Origin of the sequence: Pseudomonas cerasi, from assembly GCF_027983475.1 — a bacterium.
GTDB lineage: Bacteria > Pseudomonadota > Gammaproteobacteria > Pseudomonadales > Pseudomonadaceae > Aquipseudomonas > Aquipseudomonas cerasi.
Window position 1 is genome coordinate 325739 of record NZ_JAQJVM010000004.1, and the last position, 26061, is coordinate 351799.

General features: G+C 58.0%; 24 protein-coding genes and 1 pseudogene. 8 read left to right on the plus strand and 17 right to left on the minus strand.

The genetic code is table 11. The features are described from left to right. Positions 1-63: 63 nt before the first annotated feature. From PI739_RS23160 to PI739_RS23190, 7 genes are all read right to left on the minus strand, one after another. Positions 64-945, minus strand: coding sequence for an ABC transporter permease subunit (locus tag PI739_RS23160; protein ID WP_003318275.1), 882 nt, complete (start codon positions 943-945; stop codon positions 64-66). After that, on the minus strand, positions 942-1862 hold the full coding sequence (locus PI739_RS23165) for an ABC transporter permease subunit (protein ID WP_271352209.1): 921 nt from the start codon (positions 1860-1862) through the stop codon (positions 942-944). Before PI739_RS23165 ends, PI739_RS23160 begins: the two co-directional genes overlap by 4 nt. After that, positions 1859-3001 carry a polyamine ABC transporter ATP-binding protein gene (potA, locus tag PI739_RS23170; protein WP_003372162.1) on the minus strand — a complete coding sequence of 381 codons (1143 nt, stop codon included), beginning with the start codon at positions 2999-3001 and terminating at the stop codon, positions 1859-1861. Before potA ends, PI739_RS23165 begins: the two co-directional genes overlap by 4 nt. 55 nt (positions 3002-3056) lie before the next feature. Next, the gene (locus tag PI739_RS23175; protein WP_024662604.1) at positions 3057-4151 is read right to left on the minus strand and encodes a polyamine ABC transporter substrate-binding protein; all 1095 of its coding nucleotides are present in this window, start codon (positions 4149-4151) and stop codon (positions 3057-3059) included. Between the two features lie 171 nt (positions 4152-4322). Next, positions 4323-5420: a polyamine ABC transporter substrate-binding protein gene (locus tag PI739_RS23180; protein ID WP_003382101.1), complete on the minus strand. Its 1098-nt coding sequence runs from the start codon at positions 5418-5420 to the stop codon at positions 4323-4325. 141 nt (positions 5421-5561) lie between these two features. Beyond that, positions 5562-6926, minus strand: coding sequence for an aspartate aminotransferase family protein (locus PI739_RS23185; RefSeq protein ID WP_271352210.1), 1365 nt, complete (start codon positions 6924-6926; stop codon positions 5562-5564). A 68-nt stretch (positions 6927-6994) separates the two neighbouring features. Then, a complete protein-coding gene (locus PI739_RS23190) occupies positions 6995-8353 on the minus strand; it encodes a glutamine synthetase family protein (RefSeq protein WP_002555767.1) in 1359 nt (452 codons plus the stop codon). 594 nt (positions 8354-8947) lie between these two features. Here PI739_RS23190 and PI739_RS23195 point away from each other — a divergent pair. Next, positions 8948-10324 carry a glutamine synthetase family protein gene (locus PI739_RS23195; protein WP_003413528.1) on the plus strand — a complete coding sequence of 459 codons (1377 nt, stop codon included), beginning with the start codon at positions 8948-8950 and terminating at the stop codon, positions 10322-10324. A 175-nt stretch (positions 10325-10499) separates the two neighbouring features. Further along, entirely contained in the window at positions 10500-11132 is a 633-nt protein-coding gene (locus PI739_RS23200) for a TetR/AcrR family transcriptional regulator (RefSeq protein WP_054081344.1), read from the plus strand. Positions 11133-11645: 513 nt separating this feature from the next. Here PI739_RS23200 and PI739_RS23205 read toward each other — a convergent pair. From PI739_RS23205 to PI739_RS23235, 7 genes are all read right to left on the minus strand, one after another. Next, positions 11646-11861, minus strand: a complete 216-nt coding sequence (locus tag PI739_RS23205; RefSeq protein ID WP_002555770.1) for a TOBE domain-containing protein — start codon at positions 11859-11861, stop codon at positions 11646-11648. Positions 11862-11889: 28 nt separating this feature from the next. Beyond that, positions 11890-12702: an aliphatic sulfonates ABC transporter ATP-binding protein gene (gene ssuB, locus PI739_RS23210; protein WP_003427335.1), complete on the minus strand. Its 813-nt coding sequence runs from the start codon at positions 12700-12702 to the stop codon at positions 11890-11892. Then, positions 12699-13496 (minus strand): aliphatic sulfonate ABC transporter permease SsuC, encoded by a 798-nt coding sequence (gene ssuC / locus PI739_RS23215; protein ID WP_003413534.1) that lies wholly within the window; start codon positions 13494-13496, stop codon positions 12699-12701. The genes ssuB and ssuC overlap by 4 nt, the downstream gene beginning before the upstream one ends. 28 nt (positions 13497-13524) lie before the next feature. Beyond that, a complete protein-coding gene (locus PI739_RS23220) occupies positions 13525-14490 on the minus strand; it encodes a sulfonate ABC transporter substrate-binding protein (RefSeq protein WP_271352211.1) in 966 nt (321 codons plus the stop codon). 351 nt (positions 14491-14841) lie between these two features. Then, a complete protein-coding gene (locus tag PI739_RS23225) occupies positions 14842-15480 on the minus strand; it encodes a peroxiredoxin (protein ID WP_271352212.1) in 639 nt (212 codons plus the stop codon). Between the two features lie 169 nt (positions 15481-15649). Beyond that, complete coding sequence (locus PI739_RS23230) at positions 15650-16996, minus strand: OprD family outer membrane porin (RefSeq protein ID WP_003434682.1); 1347 nt, start codon at positions 16994-16996, stop codon at positions 15650-15652. Positions 16997-18020: 1024 nt separating this feature from the next. Further along, entirely contained in the window at positions 18021-18461 is a 441-nt protein-coding gene (locus PI739_RS23235; RefSeq protein ID WP_003372188.1) for a hypothetical protein, read from the minus strand. Here PI739_RS23235 and trmL point away from each other — a divergent pair. Continuing rightward, entirely contained in the window at positions 18460-18915 is a 456-nt protein-coding gene (gene trmL, locus PI739_RS23240; protein WP_002551469.1) for a tRNA (uridine(34)/cytosine(34)/5-carboxymethylaminomethyluridine(34)-2'-O)-methyltransferase TrmL, read from the plus strand. The genes PI739_RS23235 and trmL overlap by 2 nt on opposite strands. A gap of 271 nt (positions 18916-19186) precedes the next feature. On the opposite strand, the gene secB is transcribed toward trmL, so the two are convergent. From secB to PI739_RS23255, 3 genes are read right to left on the minus strand one after another with little or no spacing between them, the layout of a single operon-like run. Next, entirely contained in the window at positions 19187-19675 is a 489-nt protein-coding gene (gene secB / locus PI739_RS23245; RefSeq protein WP_003372189.1) for a protein-export chaperone SecB, read from the minus strand. A gap of 40 nt (positions 19676-19715) precedes the next feature. Continuing rightward, the gene (gene grxC / locus PI739_RS23250; protein ID WP_002551467.1) at positions 19716-19967 is read right to left on the minus strand and encodes a glutaredoxin 3; all 252 of its coding nucleotides are present in this window, start codon (positions 19965-19967) and stop codon (positions 19716-19718) included. A 2-nt stretch (positions 19968-19969) separates the two neighbouring features. Continuing rightward, positions 19970-20383, minus strand: a complete 414-nt coding sequence (locus PI739_RS23255; RefSeq protein WP_003318290.1) for a rhodanese-like domain-containing protein — start codon at positions 20381-20383, stop codon at positions 19970-19972. Positions 20384-20539: 156 nt separating this feature from the next. Between PI739_RS23255 and gpmI the strand changes: the two genes are divergently transcribed. From gpmI to PI739_RS23280, 5 genes and pseudogenes are all read left to right on the plus strand, one after another. Next, positions 20540-22072, plus strand: coding sequence for a 2,3-bisphosphoglycerate-independent phosphoglycerate mutase (gpmI, locus tag PI739_RS23260; protein WP_054081347.1), 1533 nt, complete (start codon positions 20540-20542; stop codon positions 22070-22072). Between the two features lie 153 nt (positions 22073-22225). Further along, complete coding sequence (locus PI739_RS23265; protein WP_044310203.1) at positions 22226-23551, plus strand: murein hydrolase activator EnvC family protein; 1326 nt, start codon at positions 22226-22228, stop codon at positions 23549-23551. 33 nt (positions 23552-23584) lie between these two features. Beyond that, the gene (locus PI739_RS23270) at positions 23585-24922 is read left to right on the plus strand and encodes a S41 family peptidase (protein ID WP_003372196.1); all 1338 of its coding nucleotides are present in this window, start codon (positions 23585-23587) and stop codon (positions 24920-24922) included. A 3-nt stretch (positions 24923-24925) separates the two neighbouring features. Beyond that, the gene (locus PI739_RS23275; protein ID WP_003434694.1) at positions 24926-25708 is read left to right on the plus strand and encodes a divergent polysaccharide deacetylase family protein; all 783 of its coding nucleotides are present in this window, start codon (positions 24926-24928) and stop codon (positions 25706-25708) included. Between the two features lie 173 nt (positions 25709-25881). Further along, positions 25882-26052, plus strand: a pseudogene (locus tag PI739_RS23280) (serine protease); the annotation flags it as partial. Between the last annotated feature and the right edge of the window lie 9 nt (positions 26053-26061).

The window sequence follows — 26061 nt, forward strand, 5'->3', positions numbered from 1 at the left end:
CTGCCGGTACCCGGCAGTTCGCGAGCAAGCTCGCTCCCACGCCCTCCGGGCACGATCAGGTTTTCAGGCCGCCGGAGCACGCCTCGGATCAGGCTGCTTCCAGGCGTCTGCCGCGCTTTCCTCGATAGCCTGCTGGATCGCACGCTTGCGGTTGTTTTCGGCGCGGCGGGTGAAGAACCAGACCAGAAAGGTTGCCAGTGACACGGCCAGCAGGATCAGGCTCGCCACGGCGTTGATTTCAGGCTTCACGCCCAGACGCACGGCAGAGAACACTTCCATCGGCAAGGTCGTCGAGCCGGGCCCGGAGACGAAGCTGGCGAGCACCAGGTCGTCCAGCGACAGCGCGAAGGACATCATGCCCCCGGCTGCCAGCGATGGCGCGATCATCGGGATGGTGATCAGCAAGAACACTTTCCACGGACGGGCACCCAGGTCCATTGCAGCCTCTTCGATCGACAGGTCCAGCTCACGCAGGCGCGCCGACACCACCACCGCCACATAGGCCGCACAGAACGTCGTGTGCGCGATCCAGATGGTCATGATGCCGCGTTCCTGCGGCCAGCCGATCAATTGCGCCATGGCCACGAACAGCAGCAACAGCGACAGACCGGTGATCACTTCCGGCATGACCAGGGGAGCTGTAACCAGCCCGCCAAAGAACGTGCGGCCCTTGAAGCGGCTGATGCGGGTCAGCACAAACGCAGCCATCGTTCCCAGCGCCACCGCAGCAACGGCGGTGTAGCAGGCGATTTCCAACGAGCGCATCACCGAGCCCATCAGTTGCGAGTTGTCCAGCAGGCCGACGTACCACTTCACCGACCAGCCGCCCCAGACCGTCACCAGCTGCGAGGCGTTGAACGAGTAGATGACCAGAATCACCATCGGCGCATAGATGAACAGCAAACCCAGAACCAGCATCAGGTTCGAGAATCGAAAGCGGTTCATGCCTTGCCCTCCAATTCTTTGGCCTGACTGCGGTTGAACAGGATAATGGGCACGATCAGCACCAGCAGCATGATGACCGCCAGCGCCGAAGCCACCGGCCAGTCACGGTTGTTGAAGAATTCCTGCCACAGCACGCGGCCGATCATCAGGGTTTCCGGGCCGCCGAGCAGCTCGGGAATCACGAACTCGCCGACCACCGGAATGAATACCAGCATGCAGCCGGCGATCACACCGTTCTTGGACAGCGGTACGGTGATTTTCCAGAAACTGTTGAAGGTGCTCGAACCCAGGTCGGACGCAGCTTCCAGCAGGCTGATGTCGTGCTTCACAAGGTTGGCGTACAGCGGCAGAATCATGAACGGCAGGTAGGAATAGACCACGCCGATGTACACCGCCAGGTTGGTGTTGAGGATCTGCAACGGAGCGTCGATCAGCCCAAGCCACATCAGGAATGCATTGAGCAGCCCGTTGTTGCTGAGGATGCCCATCCAGGCGTAGACGCGGATCAGGATCGCCGTCCAGGTCGGCATCATGATCAGCAGCAACAGCACGGTTTGCAGGTCCTTGCGCGCGCTGGCGATGGCATAGGCCATCGGATAGCCGATCAGCAGGCACAGCAAGGTGCTGATGAAGGCCATCTTCAGCGAGCCCAGATAGGCCGAAACGTACAGGTCATCGCCACTGAGCAAGGTGTAGTTGGCGAAGTTGAGGACCATCTGCAGCTTTTCGTCGGCGTAGCTGAAGATTTCGGTGTACGGCGGGATCGCGACGTCGGCCTCGGCGAAGCTGATCTTGAGCACGATCAGAAACGGCAGGGCAAAGAACAGGAACAGCCAGAGGAACGGCACGCCGATGACCATCTGCCGCCCGTTGGGCTTTATGCGCTCGAACGCGCGCTTGATCTTGCGGATTTTCATGAGCGCAGTACCACGCCGCTGTCGTCTTCCCACCAGACGTAGACTTCATCGCCCCAGGTAGGCCGTGCGCCCTGACGCTCGGCGTTGGCGACGAACGACTGCACCAGTTTGCCGCCCGGCAGCTCGACGTAGAACACCGAATGACCGCCCAGATAGGCGATGTCGTGGACCTTGCCGCGCGACCAGTTGTATTCGAAGCCTGGCTGCTCGGTGGTGATCAGCAGCTTCTCAGGACGCAGTGCGTAGGTGATGTGCTTGTCTTCCACCGACGTACTGACGCCGTGGCCGACATAGATATTGCGCTCCAGCTCGGGACTGCGGATCAGCGCGTGGGCTTCCATGTCTTCGATCACGTCACCTTCGAACAGGTTGACGCTGCCGATGAATTCGCAGACCAGACGGCTGGTCGGGGTCTCGTAGATGTCGATCGGGCTGCCGATCTGCGCGATCCAGCCCAGGTGCATGATCGCGATGCGCTCGGCCATGGTCATGGCCTCTTCCTGATCGTGAGTCACCATCACACAAGTCACGCCGACGCGCTCGATGATCTCTACCAGTTCCAGTTGCATCTGCGAACGCAGTTTCTTGTCCAGCGCGCCCATCGGCTCGTCGAGCAGCAACAGCTTGGGCTTTTTGGCCAGCGAACGGGCCAGGGCCACACGCTGACGCTGACCGCCGGACAGCTGATGCGGCTTGCGCTTGGCGTACTGGGTCATCTGTACCAGCTTGAGCATCTCCGCCACGCGGGCTTCGATTTCCGGCTTGCCCAGCTTGTCCTGCTTCAGGCCGAAGGCGATGTTGTCCGCCACGGTCATGTGCGGGAACAGCGCATAGGACTGGAACATCATGTTGATCGGGCGTTCGTACGGCGGCATGTCGGTGATGTCGACACCGTCGAGGTAGATACGGCCTTCGGTTGGCCGTTCGAACCCGGCCAGCATGCGCAGCAGTGTCGATTTGCCGGAGCCAGAGCCGCCAAGCAGGGCGAAGATCTCGCCCTTGTTGATCTGCAGGGACACATCGTCCACCGCGACCGTCTCGTCGAACTTCTTCGTGACCCGATCGATCCTGACCAGCACCTCTTTGGGTTGCTGACCGCCTTCGATGGCTTTCTTGTAGGCGCCGGAGGCAACTGCCATGGGTGAAACTCCCAACAGGTAGGCAACCCGGCCCATATGGCCGGGTGCTGGATTTTTATTTGCCCGACTTGACCTTGGTCCAGCTGCGGGTCATCAGACGTTGCACCTTGGGTGGCAACTCGCTGTTCACGAACAGGCGGTCCAGCACTTCCTGAGGCGGATAAACCGCTTCATCGGTACGGATGCTCTGGTCCATGAACTCGCCGGAGGCGGGATTGGGGTTGGCATAACCGACTTCATCGCTGACCTTGGCGATCACCTTGGGGTCGAGCATGTAGTTGATGAAGGCACTGGCTTCCTTGATGTTTTTCGAGTCCGCCGGGATCGCCAGCATGTCGAACCACAGGTTACCGCCCTCTTTCGGGATGCTGTAGGCGATCTTCACGCCCTTGCCCGCTTCGTCAGCCCGGGATTTGGCCTGGAACACATCCCCCGAAAAACCTGCGGCGACGCAGATGTCGCCGTTAGCCAGGTCGGTGATGTATTTGGACGAGTGGAAATAGGTCACGTAAGGACGAATCGCCAGCAGCTTGGCTTCGGCCTTCTTGTAATCAGCTTCCTTGGTGCTGTTGGGGTCCAGCCCCATGTAGTTGAGCACCGCAGGCAACATCTCATCGGCGGAGTCGAGAAACGCTACGCCACAGCTGGAGAGCTTCTTGATGTTCTCCGGCTCAAACAGCACGGCCCAGGAGTCGATCTTGTCGACGCCCAACACGGCCTTGACCTTTTCGACGTTGTAACCGATGCCGTTGGTACCCCACAGGTACGGCACGGCGTACTGGTTACCCGGATCGTTCTTCTCCAGACGCTTGAGCAGCGCCGGGTCGAGATTCTTGTAATTGGGCAGCAGCGACTTGTCGAGCTTCTGGAACGCACCGGCCTTGATCTGCTTGCCGAGGAAGTGATTGGACGGCACCACCACGTCATAACCTGTGCGTCCGGCGAGCAGCTTGGCTTCCAGGGTTTCGTTGGAGTCGAACACGTCATACATCGGCTTGACGCCGGTAGCGGCTTCGAAGTCCGCCAGGGTGGTCTTGCCGATGTAATCGGACCAGTTATAAATATGCACGGTGGACTCAGCCTGGGCACTGATCGACAGTGTCAGCCCGGCAGCCGCCAGCAAGGCTTTGGAAAGAATAGAAATAGACAAAGAATGAGTCCTTTTAACAGAGGGGCCTGAGCGCCGGAGGGCGTCCGGAAAACCAAACCGGCGCGCAACTTACCGTCTATGAGCCCAACCAGCAAAGGTTTAGGCAATATTCCTGTCTGCTGGCTGCTGCGCGGCCGAGGCTACGCAGCATCCACAGGTTTGATGACAGGCTTATTTACCTGACTTTATCTTGGTCCAGCTGCGGGTCATGATCCGCTGCGTAGCTGCAGGCAGGTCAGCGATTGCATACAGTTTGGCCTGTACGTCGGCAGGTGGATAAACGCCAGGGTCACTGGTGATTTCCTTGTCGACCAGCGCCGTAGCCGCCGCGTTACCGTTCGGGAAGCGTACGGCGTTAGTGATCTCGGCCATGATTTCCGGCTTCATCAGGAAGGTCATGAACTTGTAGGCACCCTCGACGTTTTCGGCATCCTTGGGAATGGCGACCATGTCATAGAAGCTGCCGGCGCCTTCTTTCGGAATGTTGTAGGCAACCTTCACCTTGCCACCGGCTTCAGCAGCGCGGGATTTGGCCTGGTAGATATCACCCGAATAGCCGACTGCGACGCAGATGTTGCCATTGGCAAGGTCCGAGATGTACTTGGACGAGTGGAAATAGCCAATCGATGGACGAATCTTCATGAACAGCGCTTCAGCTTCGGCGAGCTGCTTCTTGTCCTGAGAATCGGTCGGGTAGCCCAGGTAATGCAAGGCAATCGGCAGCATTTCGGTCGGCGAATCGAGGAAGCTGATGCCGCACGACTTCAGCTTGGCAGCGTTCTCCGGCTTGAACAGCAGGTCCCAGGAATTGACCGGCGCATCGGCGCCCAGCGCAGCCTTGACCTTGTCCGGGTTGATGCCGATACCGATCGAACCCCACATGTACGGGAATGCGTGCTTGTTGTCCGGATCGCTGACCGACACGGCCTTGAGCAGCGATTCGTTGAGGTTCTTCCAGTTCGGCAGCTTGGACTTGTCCAGCTCCTGATAAACGCCGGCCTTGATTTGCTTGGCCAGGAAGTTGTTGGAGGGCACGACGATGTCATAGCCGGATTTGCCAGCAAGCAATTTGGCTTCAAGCGTCTCGTTGCTGTCGAAAACGTCGTAGACCACCTTGATGCCCGATTCTTTCTCGAATTTGGCAACGGTGTCCGGCGCGATGTAATCGGACCAGTTATAGACGTGCAGCACTTTGTCATCGGCCTGCGCAGCAGTGGCCACAACGCCCATCAGGGACAGCGCGAGAAGGGTCTTGCCAAATTTTTTCATGCGTAGCTCCAATGTATTTTTATCACTGACCGTCAGTTAGCGGCGTGTAGCCATTAGTCTGGCAACTTCCTGGGCAGGCTTTCAAGCCGAAGCCCCTCAAACAATGCACATTGCGCTTGAATCGACGCTTTTTTTGCGTTTTCAGCCCTGCAACACCGCCAGCGTCAGATCCAGGCATTTGCGCGCCTTCTCGACCAACTCATCGATTTCCGCAAAACTGATCACCAGCGGTGGCGCAATGATCATGGTATCGCCCACAGCCCGCATGATCAGGCCATTGTCGAAGCAGAAGGTTCGACAGATCATTCCCGCGCCCTTGTCGGTATAGCGCTCGCGGGTGGTCTTGTCCTTCACCAGCTCGATGGCCCCCAGCAAACCGACACCCCGGACTTCGCCCACCAGCGGATGATCGCTCAACTCACGCAAACGCTTTTGCAAATACGGTGCCGTTTCCGACCTGACCCGTTCGACGATCTTTTCTTCGCGCAGGATACGGATGTTCTCCAGCGCCACCGCCGCAGCCACCGGGTGCCCGGAGTAGGTAAAGCCATGATTGAAATCGCCGCCCTCATTGAGCACCGCGACGATTTCATCGCGCACGATCAGGCCGCCCATTGGTACATAACCGGAGGTCAGGCCTTTGGCGATGGTCATCATGTCCGGCTTGAGGCCGTAGAAATCGCTACCGAACCACTCACTGGTACGCCCGAAGCCACAAATCACCTCATCGGCGGCGAACAGGATGTCGTAGCGGGAAAGGATTTCCTTGATCTTCGGCCAGTAGGAATCGGGCGGGACGATCACACCGCCCGCGCCCTGGATCGGCTCGGCAATGAACGCACCGACGTTCTCGACGCCCAGTTCGAGAATTTTCTTTTCCAGTTGCTCGGCAGCCCAGATACCGAACTCGTCCGGCGTCATGTCGCCGCCTTCGCCGAACCAGTATGGCTGGGGAATGTGCACCACCCCCGGAATCGGCAGGTCGCCCTGCTCGTGCATATACGTCATGCCTCCCAGGCTGGCACCGGCGACGGTGGAGCCGTGGTAGCCATTGACGCGGCTGATGATGGTTTTCTTGTTCGGCTGGCCTTTCAGCGCCCAGTAATGACGAACCATGCGCAGCATCGTGTCATTGCCTTCAGAGCCAGAACCGGTGAAGAACACATGGTTCATGCCCTGCGGTGCAATCTCGGAAATGGCCTTGGCCAACTCCAGCACGGGCGGGTGGGCGGTCTGGAAAAACAGGTTGTAGTACGGCAGCTCGCGCATTTGTTTGCTGGCTGCGTCGGCCAGTTCTTCGCGGCCATAACCGATGGCCACACACCACAGGCCGGACATGCCATCGAGGATCTTGTGGCCCTCGCTGTCCCACAGATAAACGCCTTCGGCACGTGTGATGATGCGCGGGCCTTTCTCTTTCAATTGTTTGTAGTCGCTGAACGGTGCCAGGTGATGCTCGCTGCTCAGGGCCTGCCATTCGAGGGTTTGCGGGTTGTTGGCACTCATGCAGCATTTCCTTTGATCAGGTCAGTTGGCAGAGCGCCGCGCATCAATCGCAGCGGCGCTCTGCGTGATCAGACGGCGAAAAGCAGGAATTCCCGCTCCCACGAACTGATCACGCGCTTGAAGTTTTCATGCTCGGCGCGCTTGACCGCGACGTAACCGATGATGAATTTCTTGCCCAGGTATTTTTCGATGGTCTTGCTGTTTTCCATACGCTCCAGCGCGTCTTCGATGGTCAACGGCAGACGCAGATTACGCCGCTCGTAACCCCGCCCGACCACCGGTGCGCTCGGGTTGATGCCTTCGACCATGCCGATGAAGCCGCACAGCAGACTGGCGGCGATGGCCAGATAAGGGTTGGCATCGGCACCCGGCAAACGGTTTTCCACGCGACGGTTCTGCGGTACGGCGTCCGGCACACGCAGGCCGACGGTGCGATTCTCTTCGCCCCACTCGACGTTCACTGGCGCCGAAGTGTCGGGCAGAAAGCGCCGGAACGAGTTGACGTTGGGTGCGAACAGCGGCAACAGCTCGGGGATGAACTTCTGCAGACCACCGACGTGGTTCAGAAACAGCTCGCTCATGGTCCCGTCTTCGTTGGAGAAGATATTCTTGCCGGTCTCGATGTCGATGATGCTCTGGTGCAAGTGCATGGCACTGCCTGGCTCGCCGGTCATCGGCTTGGCCATGAAGGTCGCCGCGACGTCGTGCTTGAGGGCGGCTTCGCGCATGGTGCGCTTGAACACCAGAATCTGGTCGGCCAGCGACAGGGCATCACCGTGACGGAAGTTGATTTCCATCTGCGCCGTGCCGTCTTCGTGGATCAGCGTGTCCAGATCCAGGTTCTGCAGTTCGCACCAGTCATAGACGTCTTCGAACAGCGGATCGAATTCGTTGGCCGCTTCGATCGAGAACGACTGACGCCCGGTTTCCGGTCGCCCGGAGCGCCCGATCGGTGGCTGTAGCGGATAGTCCGGGTCGTCGCTACGCTTGGTCAGGTAGAACTCCATCTCCGGCGCCACGATTGGCTGCCAGCCCTGATCGGCGTAGAGCTTGAGGACCTTCTTCAACACATTGCGCGGCGACAGCTCGATGGGGTTGCCCTGCTTGTCGTAGGTGTCGTGAATCACCTGCGCAGTGGGTTCGACCGCCCAGGGCACCAGATACACCGCGTTCTGGTCGGGACGGCAGATCATGTCGATGTCTGCCGGGTCCAGCAGCTCGTAGTAGATATCGTCTTCTACGTAGTCGCCGGTCACCGTCTGCAACAGCACGCTTTCAGGCAGGCGCATGCCTTTTTCAGCGATGAACTTGTTGGTCGGCGAGATCTTGCCGCGCGTAATCCCGGTGAGGTCGGACATCATGCATTCGACTTCGGTAATCTTGTGTTCTTTCAACCAATCGGTGAGCTGGTCGAGGTTGGTACTCATAAATACCTCAGGGTTTTATTGTCCTGATCGTGATCAGGCGTTCCAGACGCATCGGCGTCATGATGTACAACTCGTTTCGGCAGACGCCGATTAGGGGTAAGGTGACAGCTGCGGGGCCGGATTTCCAGACGGCAGCGGTCACACTGACGACGCCGTTATAGTGGTAATGTCCAGCGCTGAGAGTAGAGCAGACTGGCTTCGATAGCCGTTCAGGGGTGTCGCACAGTGTGGCAACCCACCACGAGCACCGATATCACAGGCATGATGAGCGCTGTACGGACTTGATAGTCGCGTGTCGACCAGGGAAAGGTGAAGCATAGGACCCCCGCTATTGTTGCTCTACTGGGTTGCGATCGAGCTTAGCCTCGTTCATTTTTTTATACAACAACCCGTTAAAAATAGAAGACAGGCCGCTCTAGCTCGTATTTAACAGCGGTCAGAAACGGAATAAAACGCCCTAAATAGCGGCAAAAAAGGCCATATGGCGCAGTTTTAGGGCAAAAAAAGGCTCTATTGACTTCATCATGGCTTTCGGATTGACTGAGATCCGCAATCATTGATGATTGATATTTTTAACAACAAAGGTGTTGCATCATGTCGGTACCCCCGCGTGCCGTTCAGCTTAACGAAGCGAACGCGTTCCTTAAGGAACATCCTGAGGTTCTGTACGTTGACCTTCTGATTGCAGATATGAATGGTGTGGTGCGTGGCAAACGCATCGAACGCACCAGCCTCCATAAGGTTTACGAGAAGGGCATCAACCTGCCTGCCTCTTTATTTGCTCTGGATATCAATGGCTCCACGGTGGAAAGCACCGGCCTGGGCCTGGACATCGGTGATGCTGACCGAATCTGTTATCCCATCCCTGACACCCTGTGCAACGAGCCATGGCAAAAGCGCCCTACCGCGCAGTTGCTGATGACCATGCACGAACTCGAAGGCGACCCGTTTTTCGCCGACCCGCGTGAAGTATTGCGCCAGGTCGTCGCCAAATTCGACGAAATGGGCCTGACCATCTGCGCAGCGTTCGAGCTGGAGTTCTACCTGATCGATCAGGAGAACGTGAACGGTCGCCCACAACCGCCCCGCTCGCCTATTTCCGGCAAACGCCCGCACTCGACACAGGTCTACCTGATCGACGACCTCGACGAATACGTCGACTGCCTTCAGGACATCCTCGAAGGTGCGAAGGAACAAGGCATTCCTGCCGACGCCATTGTCAAGGAAAGCGCCCCGGCCCAGTTCGAAGTCAACCTGCATCACGTCGCCGACGCGATCAAGGCGTGCGATTACGCCGTACTGCTCAAGCGCCTGATCAAGAACATCGCCTACGATCACGAGATGGACACGACCTTCATGGCCAAGCCCTATCCGGGTCAGGCGGGTAATGGTCTGCACGTTCACATCTCGATCCTGGATCGCGATGGCAAGAACATCTTCACCAGCGAGGATCCCGAGCAGAACGCCGCATTGCGTCATGCAATCGGCGGTGTGCTCGAGACCCTGCCGGCACAAATGGCTTTCCTGTGCCCGAACGTCAACTCGTATCGCCGGTTCGGTGCGCAGTTCTATGTGCCTAACTCGCCGACCTGGGGTCTGGACAACCGTACCGTCGCCGTTCGCGTACCGACCGGCACCGCCGACGCGGTACGTATCGAACACCGCGTTGCCGGTGCCGATGCCAACCCGTATCTGGTGATGGCTTCGGTCCTGGCGGGCGTGCACCACGGCCTGGTCAACAAGGTCGAGCCTGGCGCCCCGGTAGAAGGCAACTCCTACGAGCAGCATGAACAAAGCCTGCCGAACAACCTGCGTGATGCACTGCGCGAGCTGGACGACAACCCGGTGATGGCCAAGTACATCGACCCGAAATACATCGACATCTTCGTGGCCTGTAAGGAGAGCGAGCTGGAAGAGTTCGAACACTCCATCTCCGACCTCGAGTACAACTGGTATCTGCATACGGTCTGATTGAGGCCGAGTAGTACAAGACGCCGCAGGCTTTGAGCCTTGCGGCGTTTTTGTTTGGTGTGCACCCCCCGGCACCTATCGTTCCAGCGTGGGAGCGATGATCGTTTGGCGACGACAGCGATTCATCCCGTCAGAATCCCTTACAATGCCCGCAGCCCAACCAAGAGCCACGCCCATGACACGCGCCGCCACGCCTCGCAAACCTCAAGCACGCAGCCAGGCCAGAATCGATTCGATTCTCGACGCCGCGCGCACGCTGCTTGCCGAACAAGGAGTGGCCAGCCTGTCGATTTACAGCGTTGCCGAGCGAGCCGGCATTCCGCCCTCGTCGGTGTACCACTTCTTCGCCAGCGTCCCTGCACTGCTTGAAGCACTGACCGCCGACATCCACGCCGCCTTTCGTGCGTCGCTGCAGGCCCCCATCGATCACGACCAGCTCACCACCTGGCGCGACCTGTCACGCATCGTCGAACTGCGCATGCTGGCCATCTACAACGCCGACGCCGCCGCCCGCCAATTGATCCTTGCCCAGCACGGCCTGACCGAAATCAACCAGGCCGACCGCCAGCACGATATTGAGCTGGGGCACTTGATGCTTGAAGTGTTTGACCGCCACTTCCAGTTGCCCGCACTGCCGGACGATGTAGACGTGTTTGCGCTGGCCATGGAACTGGGGGATCGCGTGTATGCGCGGTCGGTGCAGTTGCATGACGAGATCACACCGCGCATGGCCGAGGAAGGGATGCGGGTATTTGATGCTTATCTGGGGTTGTATTTGCCGGTGTTTTTGGTGAAGAGGGTAGATTGAGAATTACGACCGAGTGGATTTATTTGTTCTCTCGGGTTCTGTAGATACTTAGCCTGATCTCTTTTTTCTCGCTTCAATGCCGCGACCTGATCAGCATAGGTGGTTGAATTCTAATTATCAGTACCTTCAATCCTGGACCTATAATTTATCTTCTCTTGAAAATACTTAATTCTTGCAGCGAAAGCTTCAGTTTCTAGCGTGCCATTAATATAAATAGGACTGTCAGGCTCAGGCTTTTTAATACCGGCAGCTTTAAGTGCAGCATAATATTTTTGGCGTGCACTCCTCACGACAGGATCTCTTCTGGCAAAGCCTATTTGATGCCCTCCTCGTCTTTTACTCGGCCTCGATGAAGCTGCTTTACTGGGTTGAAGAGGTCATGGCAGTTTCTTCAAATAGAGCCAGCTGTCAGCATCCGGCAAAACCGCTACGTCGCTACCTCACATAACTGCTAGGTAAAAAGCAAAAAACCCCGGAGGGTCAGGACCGTCCAGGGTGTTTTTTGCCCATCGTTTACAGCTTGGCGATGGAGACTTCTGTCGACTTCACGAAGGCGATGACTTCGCTGCCGACGACCAGCTCCAGCTCCTTGACCGAGCGGGTGGTGATGACCGAGGTCACGACACCCGATGCAGTCTGTACGTCGATTTCCGACAGTACGTCGCCGTGGACGATTTCCTTGATGGTGCCTTTGAACTGATTGCGAACGTTGATGGCTTTAATAGTCATGGCATGTCTTCCTTTTTGGGTATCAGGGTTAATTTGCCCAGCGCAATTGCGTAGGCAGTGGCGAAAACGGTTCCGGGTCAGGTGGCGAACCCGGCAGGGCCAGCACACGGTTGAGCACTTCAGCCTCCAGCGCCGCAAGGCGATGCGAACCACGAACACGCGGGCGTGGCAGGTCGACCAGCAGATCGAGACCGATCTGCCCCTCTTCGATCAGGATCACCCGGTCGGCAATGGCCACGGCCTCGCTGACGTCGTGGGTTACCAGCAGCACCGTGAAACCATACTGGCCCCACAGCTTTTCGATCAGTTGCTGCATTTCGATCCGGGTCAGCGCATCCAGCGCGCCCAACGGCTCGTCGAGCAACAGCAGACGCGGCTTGTGAATCAGTGCACGAGCCAAGGCAACGCGCTGCTTCTGACCGCCGGACAATGCGGCAGGCCATTCATTGGCGCGCTCGGCGAGGCCGACGGCCTCAAGCGCTTCAAGGGCCTGCGCCCGCCAGTCGCCGCTCAACCCGAGGCCGACGTTGTCGATGATCTTTTTCCAGGGCAGCAAGCGCGCTTCCTGAAACATCAATCGCGTGTCTTCGCGGGCATCGTCCAATGGTGCAGAGCCGGCAAGCAGCTGGCCTTGCGTTGGTTTGTCGAGCCCGGCGAGCAGACGCAACAGTGTGCTTTTGCCACAACCGCTGCGGCCGACGATGGCGACGAACTGACCGGCAGGGATGTGCAGGTCGATGTCCTTGAGCACTTCACGGGCACCGAACGCTTTTTTCAGCTTGCGTACTGCCAGCGGGATGCCACGCAGCAAGTGTGGAGGTTGCTGTTTCAGACTGGTCATGCGGCACCGCCTTTGCTCACTTGATAGGCCGGGTGCCAGCGCAGGCAGACACGTTCCAGGCCTCGCGCCGCCAGATCGGCCAGCTTGCCGAGTACGGCGTACAACACGATGGCCAGCACCACGACGTCGGTTTGCAGAAACTCCCGCGCATTCATCGCCAGGTAGCCGATGCCGGAGCTGGCAGAAATGGTTTCCGCCACGATCAGCGTCAGCCACATGAAGCCCAGCGCAAAGCGCACGCCGACCAGAATCGAAGGCATGGCGCCCGGCAGGATCACATGACGGAACAGGCTGAAACCTGACAGCCCATAGCTGCGGGACATTTCTACCAGTGCCGGATCGATGTTGCGGATGCCGTGGTAGGTGTTCAGATAAATCGGGAACAGGGTGCCCAGCGCGACAAGGAATATCTTGGCGGTCTCATCAATGCCGAACCACAGAATGACCAGCGGAATCAGCGCCAGGTGCGGCACGTTACGGATCATCTGCACCGAGCTGTCCAGCAGACGCTCGCCCCATTTGCTCAGGCCGGTAATGAAGCCCAGCGCCAGACCGATGCCGCCGCCAATGGCGAATCCGATCCCGGCGCGCCAGCCGCTGATCGCCAGATGCGTCCAGATTTCGCCGCTGGCGACCAGGTTTATGCCCGCTTCGATGACAGCGCTGGGTGCGGGCAGAATGCGTGTGGATAACCAGCCGGCGCTGACTGACAACTGCCAGACTGCCAACAACAGCACTGGAAGTGCCCAAGGCGCCAGTCGATGAACGATGCGTTGCGAAGCACTGAGGCTCATGGAGTTGTCTCCTCGAAGGGCCTGACGATCACTGTGCTTGAGCAACAGCAGCAGGAGGTGTCCAGACCACATCAGCAATGCTGAGCGGCTTCGGAATCAGCTTGAGCTGGTAGAAGGTGTCAGCGATTTTCTGCTGTGCCGCCACCACCGGCGGGGTCAGGAACTGCGCGCCGTAGCCCTGACGCTTCACTGAAGTCAGGGTGATGTCGGCCGGCAGCCCCAGCAACGGTGCGACCTGTTGGGTCACTTCATCGGGATTGGCCTTGGACCATTCGCCCACCGCACGGACCTCCTCGATCAGGGCCTGAATGACCTTTGGGTTTTTCTGCGCGTATGGCTTGGTGGCGAGATAGAACTGATGGTTGTCGACAATGCCGGTGCCGTCTTTCAAGGTCCGCGCCTGCAATTGCTTTTCAGCTGCGGCCTGGTAAGGGTTCCAGATGACCCAGGCATCCACGCTGCCGCGCTCGAAAGCGGCACGCGCATCGGCCGGAGGCAGGAAGACGGTCTGGATATCGGTGTATTTCAGACCGGCATCTTCCAGTGCCTTGACCAGCAGGTAATGGACGTTCGAGCCTTTATTGAGGACGACTTTCTTGCCCTTCAGGTCTTTGACCGAGGTGATCGGGGAGTCTTTGGGGACCAGGATGGCTTCACTGGTCGGTGCTGGCGGCTCATAGGCTACATACAGCAGATCCGCGCCTGCGGCCTGAGCGAAGACTGGCGGCGTTTCGCCGGTGACGCCGAAGTCGATGGAACCGACATTCAGGCCTTCAAGCAGTTGAGGGCCACCGGGGAACTCGGTCCACTGGACTTTAACGCCCTGCTCGGCCAGACGCTTTTCCAGCGAGCCCTTGGCCTTGAGCAGCACCAGCGTGCCGTACTTCTGGTAACCGATGCGCAGATCTTCCGCCTGGGCCTGAGTGACCGCACCAAGAGCGACCGCAGCAGCAAACAGCGCGACAAGGCTTCGACGCAAAATGACAGTGCGCATATGCGCTCCTTTACCTATTTGGGGTGATCCCCTGCTCGACCGGTGAGGGACGAGCAAGGTGGGAATAGGCACGACATTAACAGCCCTTTTTTATATCTATAAATCTTATTTATTCATTTAGTTATTCCATAAATGAATATAAGGGAAGTGCCGTTGCCTGCACGTTGCGGACCTGTGACGCAGAGCGTCACGACCTGCATTCCCAGGCTGGAGCGTGAGGAACGATAATCTCAACTATCGTGCCCATGCTCTGCGTCCGCGGTTGATCCAGCGACGCAGCCAGCGGCAGGGAACAATAAAAAAAGGGCCGATAAATCGGCCCGAATAACCCCACGCTTGGTAGATCGAAAATCAGCGGTTTGGCTGTGGTGTCAGGCGCAGATAAGGCGTGACTGCCTTATAGCCCTTGGGAAAGCGTTGCTTGATCTCGGCTTCATCCTTGATCGACGGCACGATCACTACGTCATCACCGTCCACCCAGTTGGCGGGCGTGGCGACCTTGTAGTTGTCGGTCAATTGCAGAGAGTCGATAACGCGCAGAATCTCGTGGAAGTTACGCCCGGTGCTGGCCGGATAGGTGATCGTCAGACGCACCTTCTTGTTCGGATCGATCACGAACAGCGAGCGCACAGTCAGTGTGTCGTTGGCATTGGGATGAATCAGGTCGTACAGGTCGGAGACCTTGCGGTCGGCATCGGCCAGAATCGGGAAGTTGACCAGGGTGTTTTGCGTGGTGTTGATATCGTCGATCCACTTGATGTGCGAATCGACCGGGTCCACCGACAGCGCAATGGCTTTTACGCTGCGCTTGGCGAACTCGTCTTTCAATTTGGCGGTGAAACCCAGTTCTGTGGTGCACACCGGCGTGAAGTCAGCCGGATGAGAAAACAACACACCCCAGCTGTTGCCGAGCCATTCATGAAATCGGATACGACCCTCGCTGGATTCCTGCTCGAAGTCAGGGGCGATGTCGCCAAGTCGCAGTGTCATGGTGTTGCTCCTTGTCTTTATCAGGTAGGCCTTGGTATAGCACTACTGTGCGCCCTGTCGAGGAAAGTTAAAAAGAATAAATAATACGCCCTATAGATCTTTCAGGAATATTAAAAAACAGGCAAAAGAAACCCCGCACGGGGCGGGGTCTCTTTGAGCATCAATACACTTACATGAAGCTGTAGGTGTAGTTGAAGAGGATGCGGGTTTGATCGGTATCAGCAGTAGTAGCGGAGTCGCCTCGGAAACTGCCGTGACGCACAGTTGTACCGAAGCCTTTGAGCGGACCACTCTGAATTACGTAGTCAACGCGCATATCACGCTCCCACTCGGAGTGACTACCCAGATTGCGATTGACGTCACGGATGTCATCACCGCTCAAGTAAGCAATCGCCGCCTTCAGACCAGGAACACCAACCTTGGCGAAGTCATACGAGTACTGACCGAAGGTGGTGTTTTCACCAGCACGGTTGAACCCGTTGATCATCGAGTCAGTGAACAGGTAGAAGCTCGAGCCGCCGTTACCTTCAGGACGGCCGCGACCGTCAACTACGTTGCCCTGGCCAAGATAGACCATGCCGCCGCTGTCACCCACTTGCTGGTGACCGACCATAAGCGCGTGACCGCCCAGGGAGTAAGTGAACATGGCAGACCAGGTCTGGTTGTCGACTTCACCGGTGTGAGAGGCGTAACCACCGTTGTTGTTGAAACGATAGCCTGCTTCGGCTTGGCTGTTTTTGCCGTCAGCGCTACTGTTGAAATAACGCAGGTCAGTCTTGAAGGACTGGTCGTTGTCGATCTGGTAAACATGAACCAGACCCAGGAAGTGTTGCTTGTAGAAATCTTCCAGGTTGGCGTAGTAGTACTGCAGGGTCAGGTCTTTGGTGACTTTCCAGTCTGCACCAGCGAAACGGAACTGGTCGGCGGTCTGGGAAGCACCAGCAACGGACAGGTCAGTCCAGTTGCTCGAAGCACGGCCGATAGACTTGTTCAGTTGACCAGCGGTGAAGGTAACGTTATCCAGATCCTTGGAAGTCAGGATGCCGCCTTCAAAAGCCTGAGGCAAAAGACGACCATCGTTGCTGACCAGAATCGGCAAGTTCGGCGCCAGAGCATTACCGACCTTCAATTCAGTTTTGGAGAAGCGCATCTTGGCGTTGGCGCCTACACGGGACCAATCGCTGACCGAAGAGCCGTCAGTGTCGGTTGGAACTACAGTGTTGGTCGTGTTGGCATTATGGTGCTCAATGCCGCCACCCAAATGCAGACCTACTACAGCTTGTGCATCGAGGCCAAAACCGACGGTGCCCTGAGTAAAGCCAGAGAGGTAGTCGAATTTCAGACCGGTAGCGGTTTCGCGCTGGTCGGAAGCACGAACGCCTTCACGCAGGTCGTTGTTGAAATACAGAGTACGAGAACTAACGGACGCTTTGCTGTCTTCAAGGAAACCAGCTGCACCGGCCTGCTGGGCCAATACACCGACGGTTACGGCCAAGGCCAGGGTGGACTTCTTCATTACTACGCTCCTCGTGAATCTAATTTTTTATGTCTCTGGTGCCGGGCGCTGCCCTGACCCAGAGATATTGCGATAGGCGACAGTCCCGACCTGGAGGTCAATGGATTCTGTCTACCCCGACTTTTGACTAGACCGCGTATGTCGGTGGCCGCACGAATTAGTGAGAATTCTTCATGCTCCAAAGGAACCGTTTTGCAGATCCTAAGAACATTCAGGCATATGTCACAACTCGTGTCAGCCAAGACGTCACGGAGTGTATCGACCTAATTGCGCAATTCCCAAAATTTATTTTGGTACCGTTCGTCAGATCTATCATTTTCGTGCGCTCGACCGGAAAAATGCACCTTCACCGGTCTCGATCTCCGCCAGTAGAGTACAGATGCAAAACTGGCGAAAGCCTTGTATTACGGGAACTTCGGGGAGATTAGTCAGTTAATGTGACAGTTGTCATCACTTTGACGGCGCACCTCGTTCAAGCACAAAAATTTTTTTTCACTTTGCTTTTTGGGGCCATTTTCAAGCGTTTTTCGGCCTTCCGAGCTGCCCTTCACTGTAGCCCACGTGAACAAAAAGGCAATTCTGGTGTCGGGCGCTGTAACAGCCAGCAGATTGGCCAATGCGCAAACGGCTCATTTATGCATGAGACTGGGACGGTCCATCATCGAGTTCGAATGAATGAGTGCATCAGTATGGTTTTTTGCACCCTCGTGGTGCGCAAATTGAGTGCACTCCTGAAAACCGGAAGGCTGGAACATGTACTACGTTACGAGGGATGAGCGACGCTGCACTACGGCTCCGTTCTATAGCCAAATCACCTTCGGCACTCGAAGAACATGTATAAATATTTATAATTCAAAGAGTTATGCGCCGCACAAATAAAGCATGGCATCACACAGAGAGGACCCGTCTCACACGCGGATGCGTTTTTTCTGAAACGATTTGAAAACTGGCACGCCCCCTGCAATAGGTATTACATCACCAGTTTTGGGGACCTTGGTACAGGCAGGCCGGGGATTCCCCTCTTTTATTCCTCCCGGAGACTGACCTCCAGTCTCCAGCGCCCGTCCACCTTCTCAGTGCGCCAGTCGCCATGAAGTGGACGGGCTGCCAGGAGCGTCAGCACCAACCCCTTCTCTCCCCGTTCCACCTTCCAGCGCGCAACCCTATTGTCGAACCTCAGTTGGCCCGTCCACGGCTGTCCTGACGCATCGACGTTGAGTACCACGGCACCATCCACCGTCGCGCCGCGATACTTTGGTTCTTCGTTGAACCAGAGCGCCAGACCGGCAGGCAATTCTTCGATCTGCTCCAGTTCAACCGGGTCAGGCTGCTGCAGACGGCCGATAATCGTGCCCACGGTAAACCCGACAATCGCCATGGAACCAAGAACACGCGGCCATAGCTTCGGTCTCGGGTCCTCTTCAAGGGTAGAATGCATCCCGTCCTTTCGTTCGGAGCCGTGCATGTTTCACGTCATCCTTTTTCAACCAGAAATTCCGCCGAATACCGGCAATGTCATCAGGCTATGCGCCAACAGTGGCTGCACCCTGCATTTGATCGAACCCTTGGGTTTCGAGCTGGACGACAAGCGCCTGCGCCGTGCCGGGCTCGATTATCACGAGTATGCCACGCTGCAGACACATGCTGACCTGGCAAGCTGCCTGGAGAAGATCGGCAACCCGAGGTTGTTTGCCTTCACCACCAAAGGCTCGCGGCCTTTTCATGATGCGAGCTTCGAGCCAGGCGATGCCTTTCTGTTCGGTCCGGAAAGCCGTGGCCTGCCCGCCGATATTCTTGACTCGCTGAGCAGCGAGCATCGCCTGCGACTGCCCATGCGTGAAGGCTGCCGCAGCCTGAACCTGTCCAATACAGTGGCCGTGGCCGTCTATGAGGCATGGCGTCAGCACGGATTTGCTTAGGCCTAAGTGTGGCATTTGCTTAATCAGACTGATGCTCCGCATCACATAGCGGTTCTGCGATTCAGTGAGATTCAGGCTCGACTCAGGTCACCTTTTCGCCCCTCGGCGACTCACTTTGAGGGACCAAAGTGAGCAAAGTCCTTCGCTCCTGTTTCCGGCCCGACTTCGTCGGTTTCCTTCGCGATAAAAAGCATCCATTTGGCCCAGCCGCCATTCTTGAACAGACACAAAAAAGCGCCCCGAAAGGCGCTTTTTTTTGCAGCGGTAACGCTTACTGAACAGTCGGCGTTTCGCCAGCTTCCTGCATGCGTTGCAGTTCTTGCGCGTACAAGGCGTCGAAGTTCACCGGAGCCAGCATCAGCGCAGGGAACGAGCCACGTACGACCAGGTTGTCGATGGCTTCGCGAGCGTAAGGGAACAGGATGTTCGGGCAGAATGCGCCGAGGGTGTGGCTCATTGCGCCGTCGTCCAGGCCCTTGATCAGGAAGATACCGGCCTGTTGCACTTCAACGATGAAGGCAACTTCGTCGCCGTTGTTGACGGTCACGGACAGGGTCAGCACGACTTCGTAGAAATCGCCTTCCAGCTGCTTCTGACGGGTGTTGAGGTCCAGGCTGACGGTCGGCGTCCACTCCTGGCGGAAGATCGCCGGGCTTTTTGGCGCTTCGAACGACAGGTCGCGAACGTAGATACGCTGCAGGGAAAATTGTGGGCCGTTTTCTTCGTTGGCAACGGCGTCGTTGTTCGGTTGATCGGTCATCTCGGATCCTTGTCAGATTAGGCTGAAAGATTAAGGGATATCAGGCCAGCAGCGCATCGAGCTTGCCGGCACGCTCCAGAGCAAACAGGTCATCGCAGCCGCCCACGTGGGTCGAGCCGATCCAGATTTGCGGTACGGAAGTACGACCGGCCTTCTTGGTCATTTCGGCACGCAGCTGCGGCTTGCCGTCGACGCGGATTTCCTCGAAGGCCACGCTCTTGCTCTGCAGAAGCTGTTTGGCACGTATGCAATACGGGCAGTAGTCGCTGGAATAGACGATGACTTGAGCCATGTTCACTTCACCAGAGGAAGGTTATCGCCGCGCCAGCTGGAAATGCCGCCGGACAGCTTGGCCGCCTTGAAGCCGGACTTGAGCAGCTCGCGGGCGGTGGTGCCAGCATGCTGCCCCATTGCATCGACTATGATCAACGTCTTGTCCTTGTATTTCTCCAGTTCGGCGGTACGGGTCAGTACCTTGTCCTGTGGGAAATTCAGGGAGCCGACGATATGCCCTGCGGTGTAATCCTTTTTCGAGCGCACGTCGATGACCACGCCCTGATCGCTGTTGACCAGTGCGGTCAGCTCGCGAGTGCTCAGGCTGGCGCCGCCCTTGCTCATTTCGTAAGCAATCAGCAGTCCCAGCAGAATGACGAAGGCACCGGTGATCAAATAGTGGTTAGTGGCGAATTCAAGCAGGTGAGCAACCATCAGTAGGTTCCAGGGCGTTAAAATGTCGGCCAGTATACACAGCAGCCAAGGTCGGCCAAAGTCCGTACGGCAGTGACGCCGTTTGAACTTGTCCTTAAAATGCCGTTCCCTTGTACTTTGTTCATCTCTTTATCCAATCAGCATCGAGTGGGTTCTATGACTGCCACGCCAAAACCTCTGGTTCTTATCATCCTGGATGGCTTCGGACACAGCGAAAGCCACAAGGGCAATGCCATTCTGGCCGCGAAGATGCCGGTCATGGATCGTCTCTACCAAACCATGCCCAATGGCCTGATTTCCGGGTCGGGCATGGATGTCGGTCTGCCGGACGGGCAGATGGGCAACTCCGAGGTCGGGCACATGAACCTGGGGGCCGGGCGTGTGGTGTATCAGGACTTCACTCGGGTGACCAAAGCGATTCGCGATGGCGAGTTCTTCGAAAACCCGACAATCTGCGCCGCCGTGGATAAAGCCGTCAGCGCCGGCAAGGCCGTGCACATCATGGGCCTGCTGTCCGATGGTGGCGTGCACAGCCACCAGGATCATCTGGTTGCGATGGCTGAACTGGCGGTCAAACGCGGTGCAGAAAAAATCTACCTGCATGCCTTCCTTGATGGCCGCGACACGCCACCGCGCAGCGCGAAGAAATCCCTCGAGCTAATGGACGCAACCTTCGCCCGTCTGGGCAAGGGCCGTACCGCCACGATCGTCGGCCGCTACTTCGCCATGGACCGCGACAACCGTTGGGACCGGGTTTCGTCTGCCTATAACCTGATCGTCGACAGTGCCGCCGAATTCCACGCAGACAGCGCCGTTGCCGGGCTCGAAGCCGCCTACGCACGCGACGAGAACGACGAGTTCGTCAAAGCCACGCGCATTGGCGGAGCCGCCCGCGTGGAAGATGGCGATGCGGTGGTGTTCATGAACTTCCGCGCCGACCGCGCCCGTGAACTGACTCGTGTGTTCGTCGAAGACGATTTCAAGGACTTCGAGCGCGCCCGCCAGCCGAAGGTCAACTACGTGATGCTGACCCAGTACGCGGCCAGCATTCCTGCGCCGTCCGCTTTTGCTGCAGGCAGCCTGAAAAACGTGCTGGGCGAGTACCTGGCGGCCAACGGCAAGACCCAGCTGCGTATCGCCGAAACCGAGAAATACGCCCACGTCACGTTCTTCTTCTCCGGCGGCCGTGAAGAACCGTTCCCGGGTGAAGAGCGCATTCTGATCCCGTCGCCGAAAGTCACCACCTACGACCTGCAGCCTGAGATGAGCGCACCGGAAGTGACCGACAAAATTGTCGATGCCATCGAACATCAGCGTTATGACGTGATCGTCGTCAACTACGCCAACGGCGACATGGTTGGCCACAGCGGGATCATGGAAGCCGCGATCAAGGCTGTGGAATGCCTGGACGTATGCGTCGGGCGCATTACCGAGGCGCTGGAGAAAGTCGGTGGTGAAGCGCTTATCACCGCTGACCACGGCAACGTCGAGCAAATGACTGACGACCACACCGGCCAGGCGCACACCGCGCACACCTCCGAGCCGGTACCGTTCGTTTATGTGGGCAAACGTCAGCTGAAAGTCCGCCAAGGCGGCGTTCTGGCCGATGTCGCGCCGACCATGCTGCATCTGCTGGGCATGGAGAAACCGCAGGAAATGACCGGTCACTCGATTCTTGTGAACGAGTAACCCGGTCAAAACCGGCCTTTAGCCATCAGGCAAGGCCGGTTTTTTATGTTTCAGGCCTCAAAGCAGTGGTTGCGAGGCGTTTTTTTTGCAGCGCATGGCGGGCATACTAGGCCTGACATTTTTTCTCACAATTCCTCGGTATCGCCCACCCACATGCTTCGCGCCTTGATTGCCCTTGCTCTGATCTGCCTGCTCAATCCGGCGTTTGCCGAAGACGAGCGTGTGCAAACCCAAAAACAGATAGATGCTGCGCGTCAGGATGTGGCGGAGCTGCAAAAAGTCCTGGGCAAGCTTCAGGAAGAACGTGCAGGCGTCCAGAAGGACCTGCGCACCACTGAAACCGAAATGGGCAAGTTGGAAAAGCAGGTCGAGGTCCTGCAAAAGGAACTAAAAAAGACGGAAACCGAGCTGCAAAAGCTCGACAGTGAAAAAAAGAAACTGAACAGCGCCCGTGTTGAACAGCAACGCCTGATTGCCATCCAGGCCCGCGCCGCCTACCAGAGTGGCCGCCAGGAGTACCTCAAGCTGCTGCTCAACCAGCAACACCCCGAGAAGTTCGCCCGAACCCTCACGTATTACGATTACCTGAGCCAGGCGCGCCTGGAGCAGCTACGCAATTTCAACGAAACCCTGCGCCAGCTGGCCAATGTCGAAAAAGACATCGACCTGCAACAGGCCCAACTGCTGGTGCAGAAAAGCAACCTGGACAGCCAGAGCGAAGAGCTGGCCAAGGTTCGCCAGGAACGTCAACAGGCGCTGGCCAAGTTGAATCAGGACTACAAGGCCCGCGATCAGAAACTGCAGGCCCGTCAGCAGGATCAGGCCGACCTGGCCAAAGTCCTCAAGACCATCGAAGAAACCCTGGCTCGCCAGGCACGTGAAGCCGAAGAAGCTCGCCAGAAGGCGCTGGTTGCAGCCCGCGAGGCGGAAGAAAAGCGTCAGCGCGAAGCTGAAGCCGTCGCCCGCAATAACAGCAGCAACAGCAGCAGTAAAAGCGATGATGAACCGGCACCGCGTCGCCCGGTCAAAGCCCCCGGCGCAGTCGTTTCCAGTGCCGGAGTTTCCTACGGCGGACCTTTTGCAGAGGCCAGGGGAAAACTTCCATGGCCTATCGATGGTCGACTGCTTGCGCGTTTCGGTGAAGCCCGCGGTGATGACGAACGGACCAAATGGGACGGCGTCATGATCAGCGCCGCAGCCGGAAGCCAGGTGCGTGCCGTGCATGGCGGACGAGTGGTGTTCGCCGACTGGTTGCGCGGTGCCGGGCTTCTGGTCATTCTCGACCATGGCAACGGTTATCTGACCCTTTACGGGCACAACCAGAGCCTGCTCAAGTCGGCAGGTGACATTGTAAAAGCCGGTGAAGCGATTTCCACGGTCGGCAATAGTGGTGGTCAGGACACGGCAGCGTTGTACTTTGCTATTCGTCAGCAGGGTCGCCCCAGCGATCCGGCCCAATGGTGCCGCACTCAAGGATAAGTCGGCGTCAATATCTGTAGGAGTTCGTTAGACATGCTGCATTTGTCCCGCCTCACCTCGCTGGCCCTGGCAATTGCCATCGTTATCGGCGCGCCGCTGGCGCAAGCTGCCGAAAAGACCGCGCCAGCCACGCCTGCAGCAGTCTCGCCCGCCAAAACCAATACCACCGCAAAGCCACCGCTGCCGCTCGACGAGTTGCGCACCTTTGCCGAGGTCATGGACCGGGTCAAGGCGGCCTACGTGGAGCCGGTCGACGACAAGACCCTGCTGGAGAACGCCATCAAGGGCATGCTCAGCAATCTTGATCCGCACTCCGCCTATCTTGGCCCGGAAGATTTCCAGGAGCTGCAGGAAAGCACCAGCGGCGAGTTCGGTGGGCTGGGCATCGAAGTCGGCGTCGAGGACGGTTTCGTCAAGGTGGTTTCGCCCATCGACGACACACCGGCTTCCAAGGCTGGCATCGAGGCAGGCGACCTGATCGTGAAGATCAACGGTACGCCGACCCAGGGCCAGAACATGCAGGAAGCGGTCGACAAGATGCGCGGCAAGATCGGTGAAAAGATCACCCTGACGCTGGTCCGCGATGGCGGTACGCCGTTTGACGTGACCCTGGCGCGGGCGACTATTCAGGTCAAGAGCGTCAAGGCGCAGATGCTGGAAAATGGCTACGGCTACATCCGCATCACCCAGTTCCAGGTCAAGACTGGTGACGAAGTCGGCAAGGCACTGGCCAAATTCCGCAAGGACAACGGCAAGAAGATGAGCGGCCTGATTCTCGACCTGCGCAACAACCCGGGCGGCGTGCTGCAATCGGCGGTGCAGGTGGCGGATCACTTCCTCACCAAGGGCCTGATCGTCTACACCAAAGGCCGCATCGCCAACTCCGAATTGCGCTTCTCGGCAGACCCGGCAGACGCCAGCGAAGGCGTGCCTCTGGTAGTACTGATCAACGGCGGCAGCGCCTCGGCATCGGAAATCGTTGCCGGCGCCCTGCAGGACCAGAAACGCGGCATCCTGATGGGCACTGACACCTTCGGCAAAGGCTCGGTGCAGACCGTTCTGCCGCTGAACAACGATCGCGCCCTGAAGATCACCACCGCGTTGTACTACACGCCGAACGGCCGCTCGATCCAGGCCCAGGGCATCAACCCGGACATCGTGGTACGTCGGGCCAAGGTCACCAGCGAAGCAGACGGCGAGAACTACAAGGAAGCCGACCTGCTGGGTCACCTCGGCAATGGCAACGGCGGCGCGGACAAACCGACCGTCAAGGGTGGCGCAGCCGCCAAGGCGCGTCCGCAGGATGACGACTTCCAGCTCAGCCAGGCGCTCAGCCTGCTGAAGGGGCTGAGTATCACCCGCGGCAATTGACGGATGCGCTTTCTCGCTCTGTTGCTGCTGACCCTCTCGATCACTGGCGCTGCCCATGCAGCGCCGGCAGAGAGCAGCGGCAAACCGCCCAAGGCCTACCTGAGCCTGATCATCGACGATCTGGGCCAGAATCCGCAGCGCGACAGCCGCACACTGGCGCTTCCCGGCCCGGTTACCCTGGCGATCATGCCCGACACCCCGCACGCCACCGAGTTTGCCCGCCAGGCCCATCGCGCAGGCAAAACGGTCATGCTGCACATGCCCATGGACCCCGCGACCGGCCCTTACGCCTGGCACCCCGAACTGCCACTGCCTGAGCTGGAAAGCCGTCTCAATGCTGCCCTGCTGAAGGTGCCGTATGCAGCCGGTATCAACAACCACATGGGCAGCCGGATGACCGCCGAGCCGGTCGCCATGACCTGGCTGATGGCCGAGCTACAGCGTCGTCACCTGTTTTTCGTCGACAGCCGCACCAGCGCGAAAACCGTGGCCGCCGCAGAAGCGCAGCGTATCGGGCTGGCCAGCGTCTCGCGTGACGTATTCCTGGACGACGAACGCACCGCAGAAGCCATCACCCGCCAATTGCAGACCGCGATAAAAATCGCCCGCAAATATGGCTCGGCCGTGGTTATCGGCCACCCCTACCCTGTCACGCTGGATGTACTGGAGCGCGAACTGCCCAACCTCAAGGCTCAGGGCGTCGAATGGATCGACCTGCGCAGCATGATCGGCGAACGCGGCAATCAGGCGAGTGCGGCGCATGGCAAGAATGGGATTTATCGCTGATCGCACCTCTTCCACGTCAGCACTTTCCATACGCCAGGTCCGGCAAGTCTGCTTTCCGTGTCCACCAGCGTCTCAGCCTTGATGAACGTGTCAATTCCGACTTAAAGGAAGGTGCCTCAATGACGGAGGCCAAGACACATTTATCAGGGATTGATGATGAAACCGACCATGATGACGGGGGCGAAGGGCTGATGACTCTCGCACCTTCGATAGCCCTGCTCAACGCAGACGGCTCGCACGACCACTGGAACGGCGTCGGCCGTATCAACAGCAGGTCAGGGTCAAACTGCACAGCGACGCTGATCGATAGCCGAAGCGTCGACAGCCCGCCTGACGCGCCCGCAGCGGGCTGA

What these genes read in the sequence shown, in the direction of transcription:
- PI739_RS23160 (WP_003318275.1), bottom strand. Translation starts at nt 945, where the DNA reads ATGAACCGCTTTCGATTCTCGAACCTGATGCTGGTTCTGGGTTTGCTG.
- PI739_RS23165 (WP_271352209.1), bottom strand. Translation starts at nt 1,862, where the DNA reads ATGAAAATCCGCAAGATCAAGCGCGCGTTCGAGCGCATAAAGCCCAAC.
- potA (WP_003372162.1), bottom strand. Translation starts at nt 3,001, where the DNA reads ATGGCAGTTGCCTCCGGCGCCTACAAGAAAGCCATCGAAGGCGGTCAG.
- PI739_RS23180 (WP_003382101.1), bottom strand. Translation starts at nt 5,420, where the DNA reads ATGAAAAAATTTGGCAAGACCCTTCTCGCGCTGTCCCTGATGGGCGTT.
- PI739_RS23185 (WP_271352210.1), bottom strand. Translation starts at nt 6,926, where the DNA reads ATGAGTGCCAACAACCCGCAAACCCTCGAATGGCAGGCCCTGAGCAGC.
- PI739_RS23190 (WP_002555767.1), bottom strand. Translation starts at nt 8,353, where the DNA reads ATGAGTACCAACCTCGACCAGCTCACCGATTGGTTGAAAGAACACAAG.
- PI739_RS23195 (WP_003413528.1), top strand. Translation starts at nt 8,948, where the DNA reads ATGTCGGTACCCCCGCGTGCCGTTCAGCTTAACGAAGCGAACGCGTTC.
- PI739_RS23200 (WP_054081344.1), top strand. Translation starts at nt 10,500, where the DNA reads ATGACACGCGCCGCCACGCCTCGCAAACCTCAAGCACGCAGCCAGGCC.
- PI739_RS23205 (WP_002555770.1), bottom strand. Translation starts at nt 11,861, where the DNA reads ATGACTATTAAAGCCATCAACGTTCGCAATCAGTTCAAAGGCACCATC.
- ssuB (WP_003427335.1), bottom strand. Translation starts at nt 12,702, where the DNA reads ATGACCAGTCTGAAACAGCAACCTCCACACTTGCTGCGTGGCATCCCG.
- ssuC (WP_003413534.1), bottom strand. Translation starts at nt 13,496, where the DNA reads ATGAGCCTCAGTGCTTCGCAACGCATCGTTCATCGACTGGCGCCTTGG.
- PI739_RS23220 (WP_271352211.1), bottom strand. Translation starts at nt 14,490, where the DNA reads ATGCGCACTGTCATTTTGCGTCGAAGCCTTGTCGCGCTGTTTGCTGCT.
- PI739_RS23225 (WP_271352212.1), bottom strand. Translation starts at nt 15,480, where the DNA reads ATGACACTGCGACTTGGCGACATCGCCCCTGACTTCGAGCAGGAATCC.
- PI739_RS23230 (WP_003434682.1), bottom strand. Translation starts at nt 16,996, where the DNA reads ATGAAGAAGTCCACCCTGGCCTTGGCCGTAACCGTCGGTGTATTGGCC.
- trmL (WP_002551469.1), top strand. Translation starts at nt 18,460, where the DNA reads ATGTTTCACGTCATCCTTTTTCAACCAGAAATTCCGCCGAATACCGGC.
- PI739_RS23235 (WP_003372188.1), bottom strand. Translation starts at nt 18,461, where the DNA reads ATGCACGGCTCCGAACGAAAGGACGGGATGCATTCTACCCTTGAAGAG.
- secB (WP_003372189.1), bottom strand. Translation starts at nt 19,675, where the DNA reads ATGACCGATCAACCGAACAACGACGCCGTTGCCAACGAAGAAAACGGC.
- grxC (WP_002551467.1), bottom strand. Translation starts at nt 19,967, where the DNA reads ATGGCTCAAGTCATCGTCTATTCCAGCGACTACTGCCCGTATTGCATA.
- PI739_RS23255 (WP_003318290.1), bottom strand. Translation starts at nt 20,383, where the DNA reads ATGGTTGCTCACCTGCTTGAATTCGCCACTAACCACTATTTGATCACC.
- gpmI (WP_054081347.1), top strand. Translation starts at nt 20,540, where the DNA reads ATGACTGCCACGCCAAAACCTCTGGTTCTTATCATCCTGGATGGCTTC.
- PI739_RS23265 (WP_044310203.1), top strand. Translation starts at nt 22,226, where the DNA reads ATGCTTCGCGCCTTGATTGCCCTTGCTCTGATCTGCCTGCTCAATCCG.
- PI739_RS23270 (WP_003372196.1), top strand. Translation starts at nt 23,585, where the DNA reads ATGCTGCATTTGTCCCGCCTCACCTCGCTGGCCCTGGCAATTGCCATC.
- PI739_RS23275 (WP_003434694.1), top strand. Translation starts at nt 24,926, where the DNA reads ATGCGCTTTCTCGCTCTGTTGCTGCTGACCCTCTCGATCACTGGCGCT.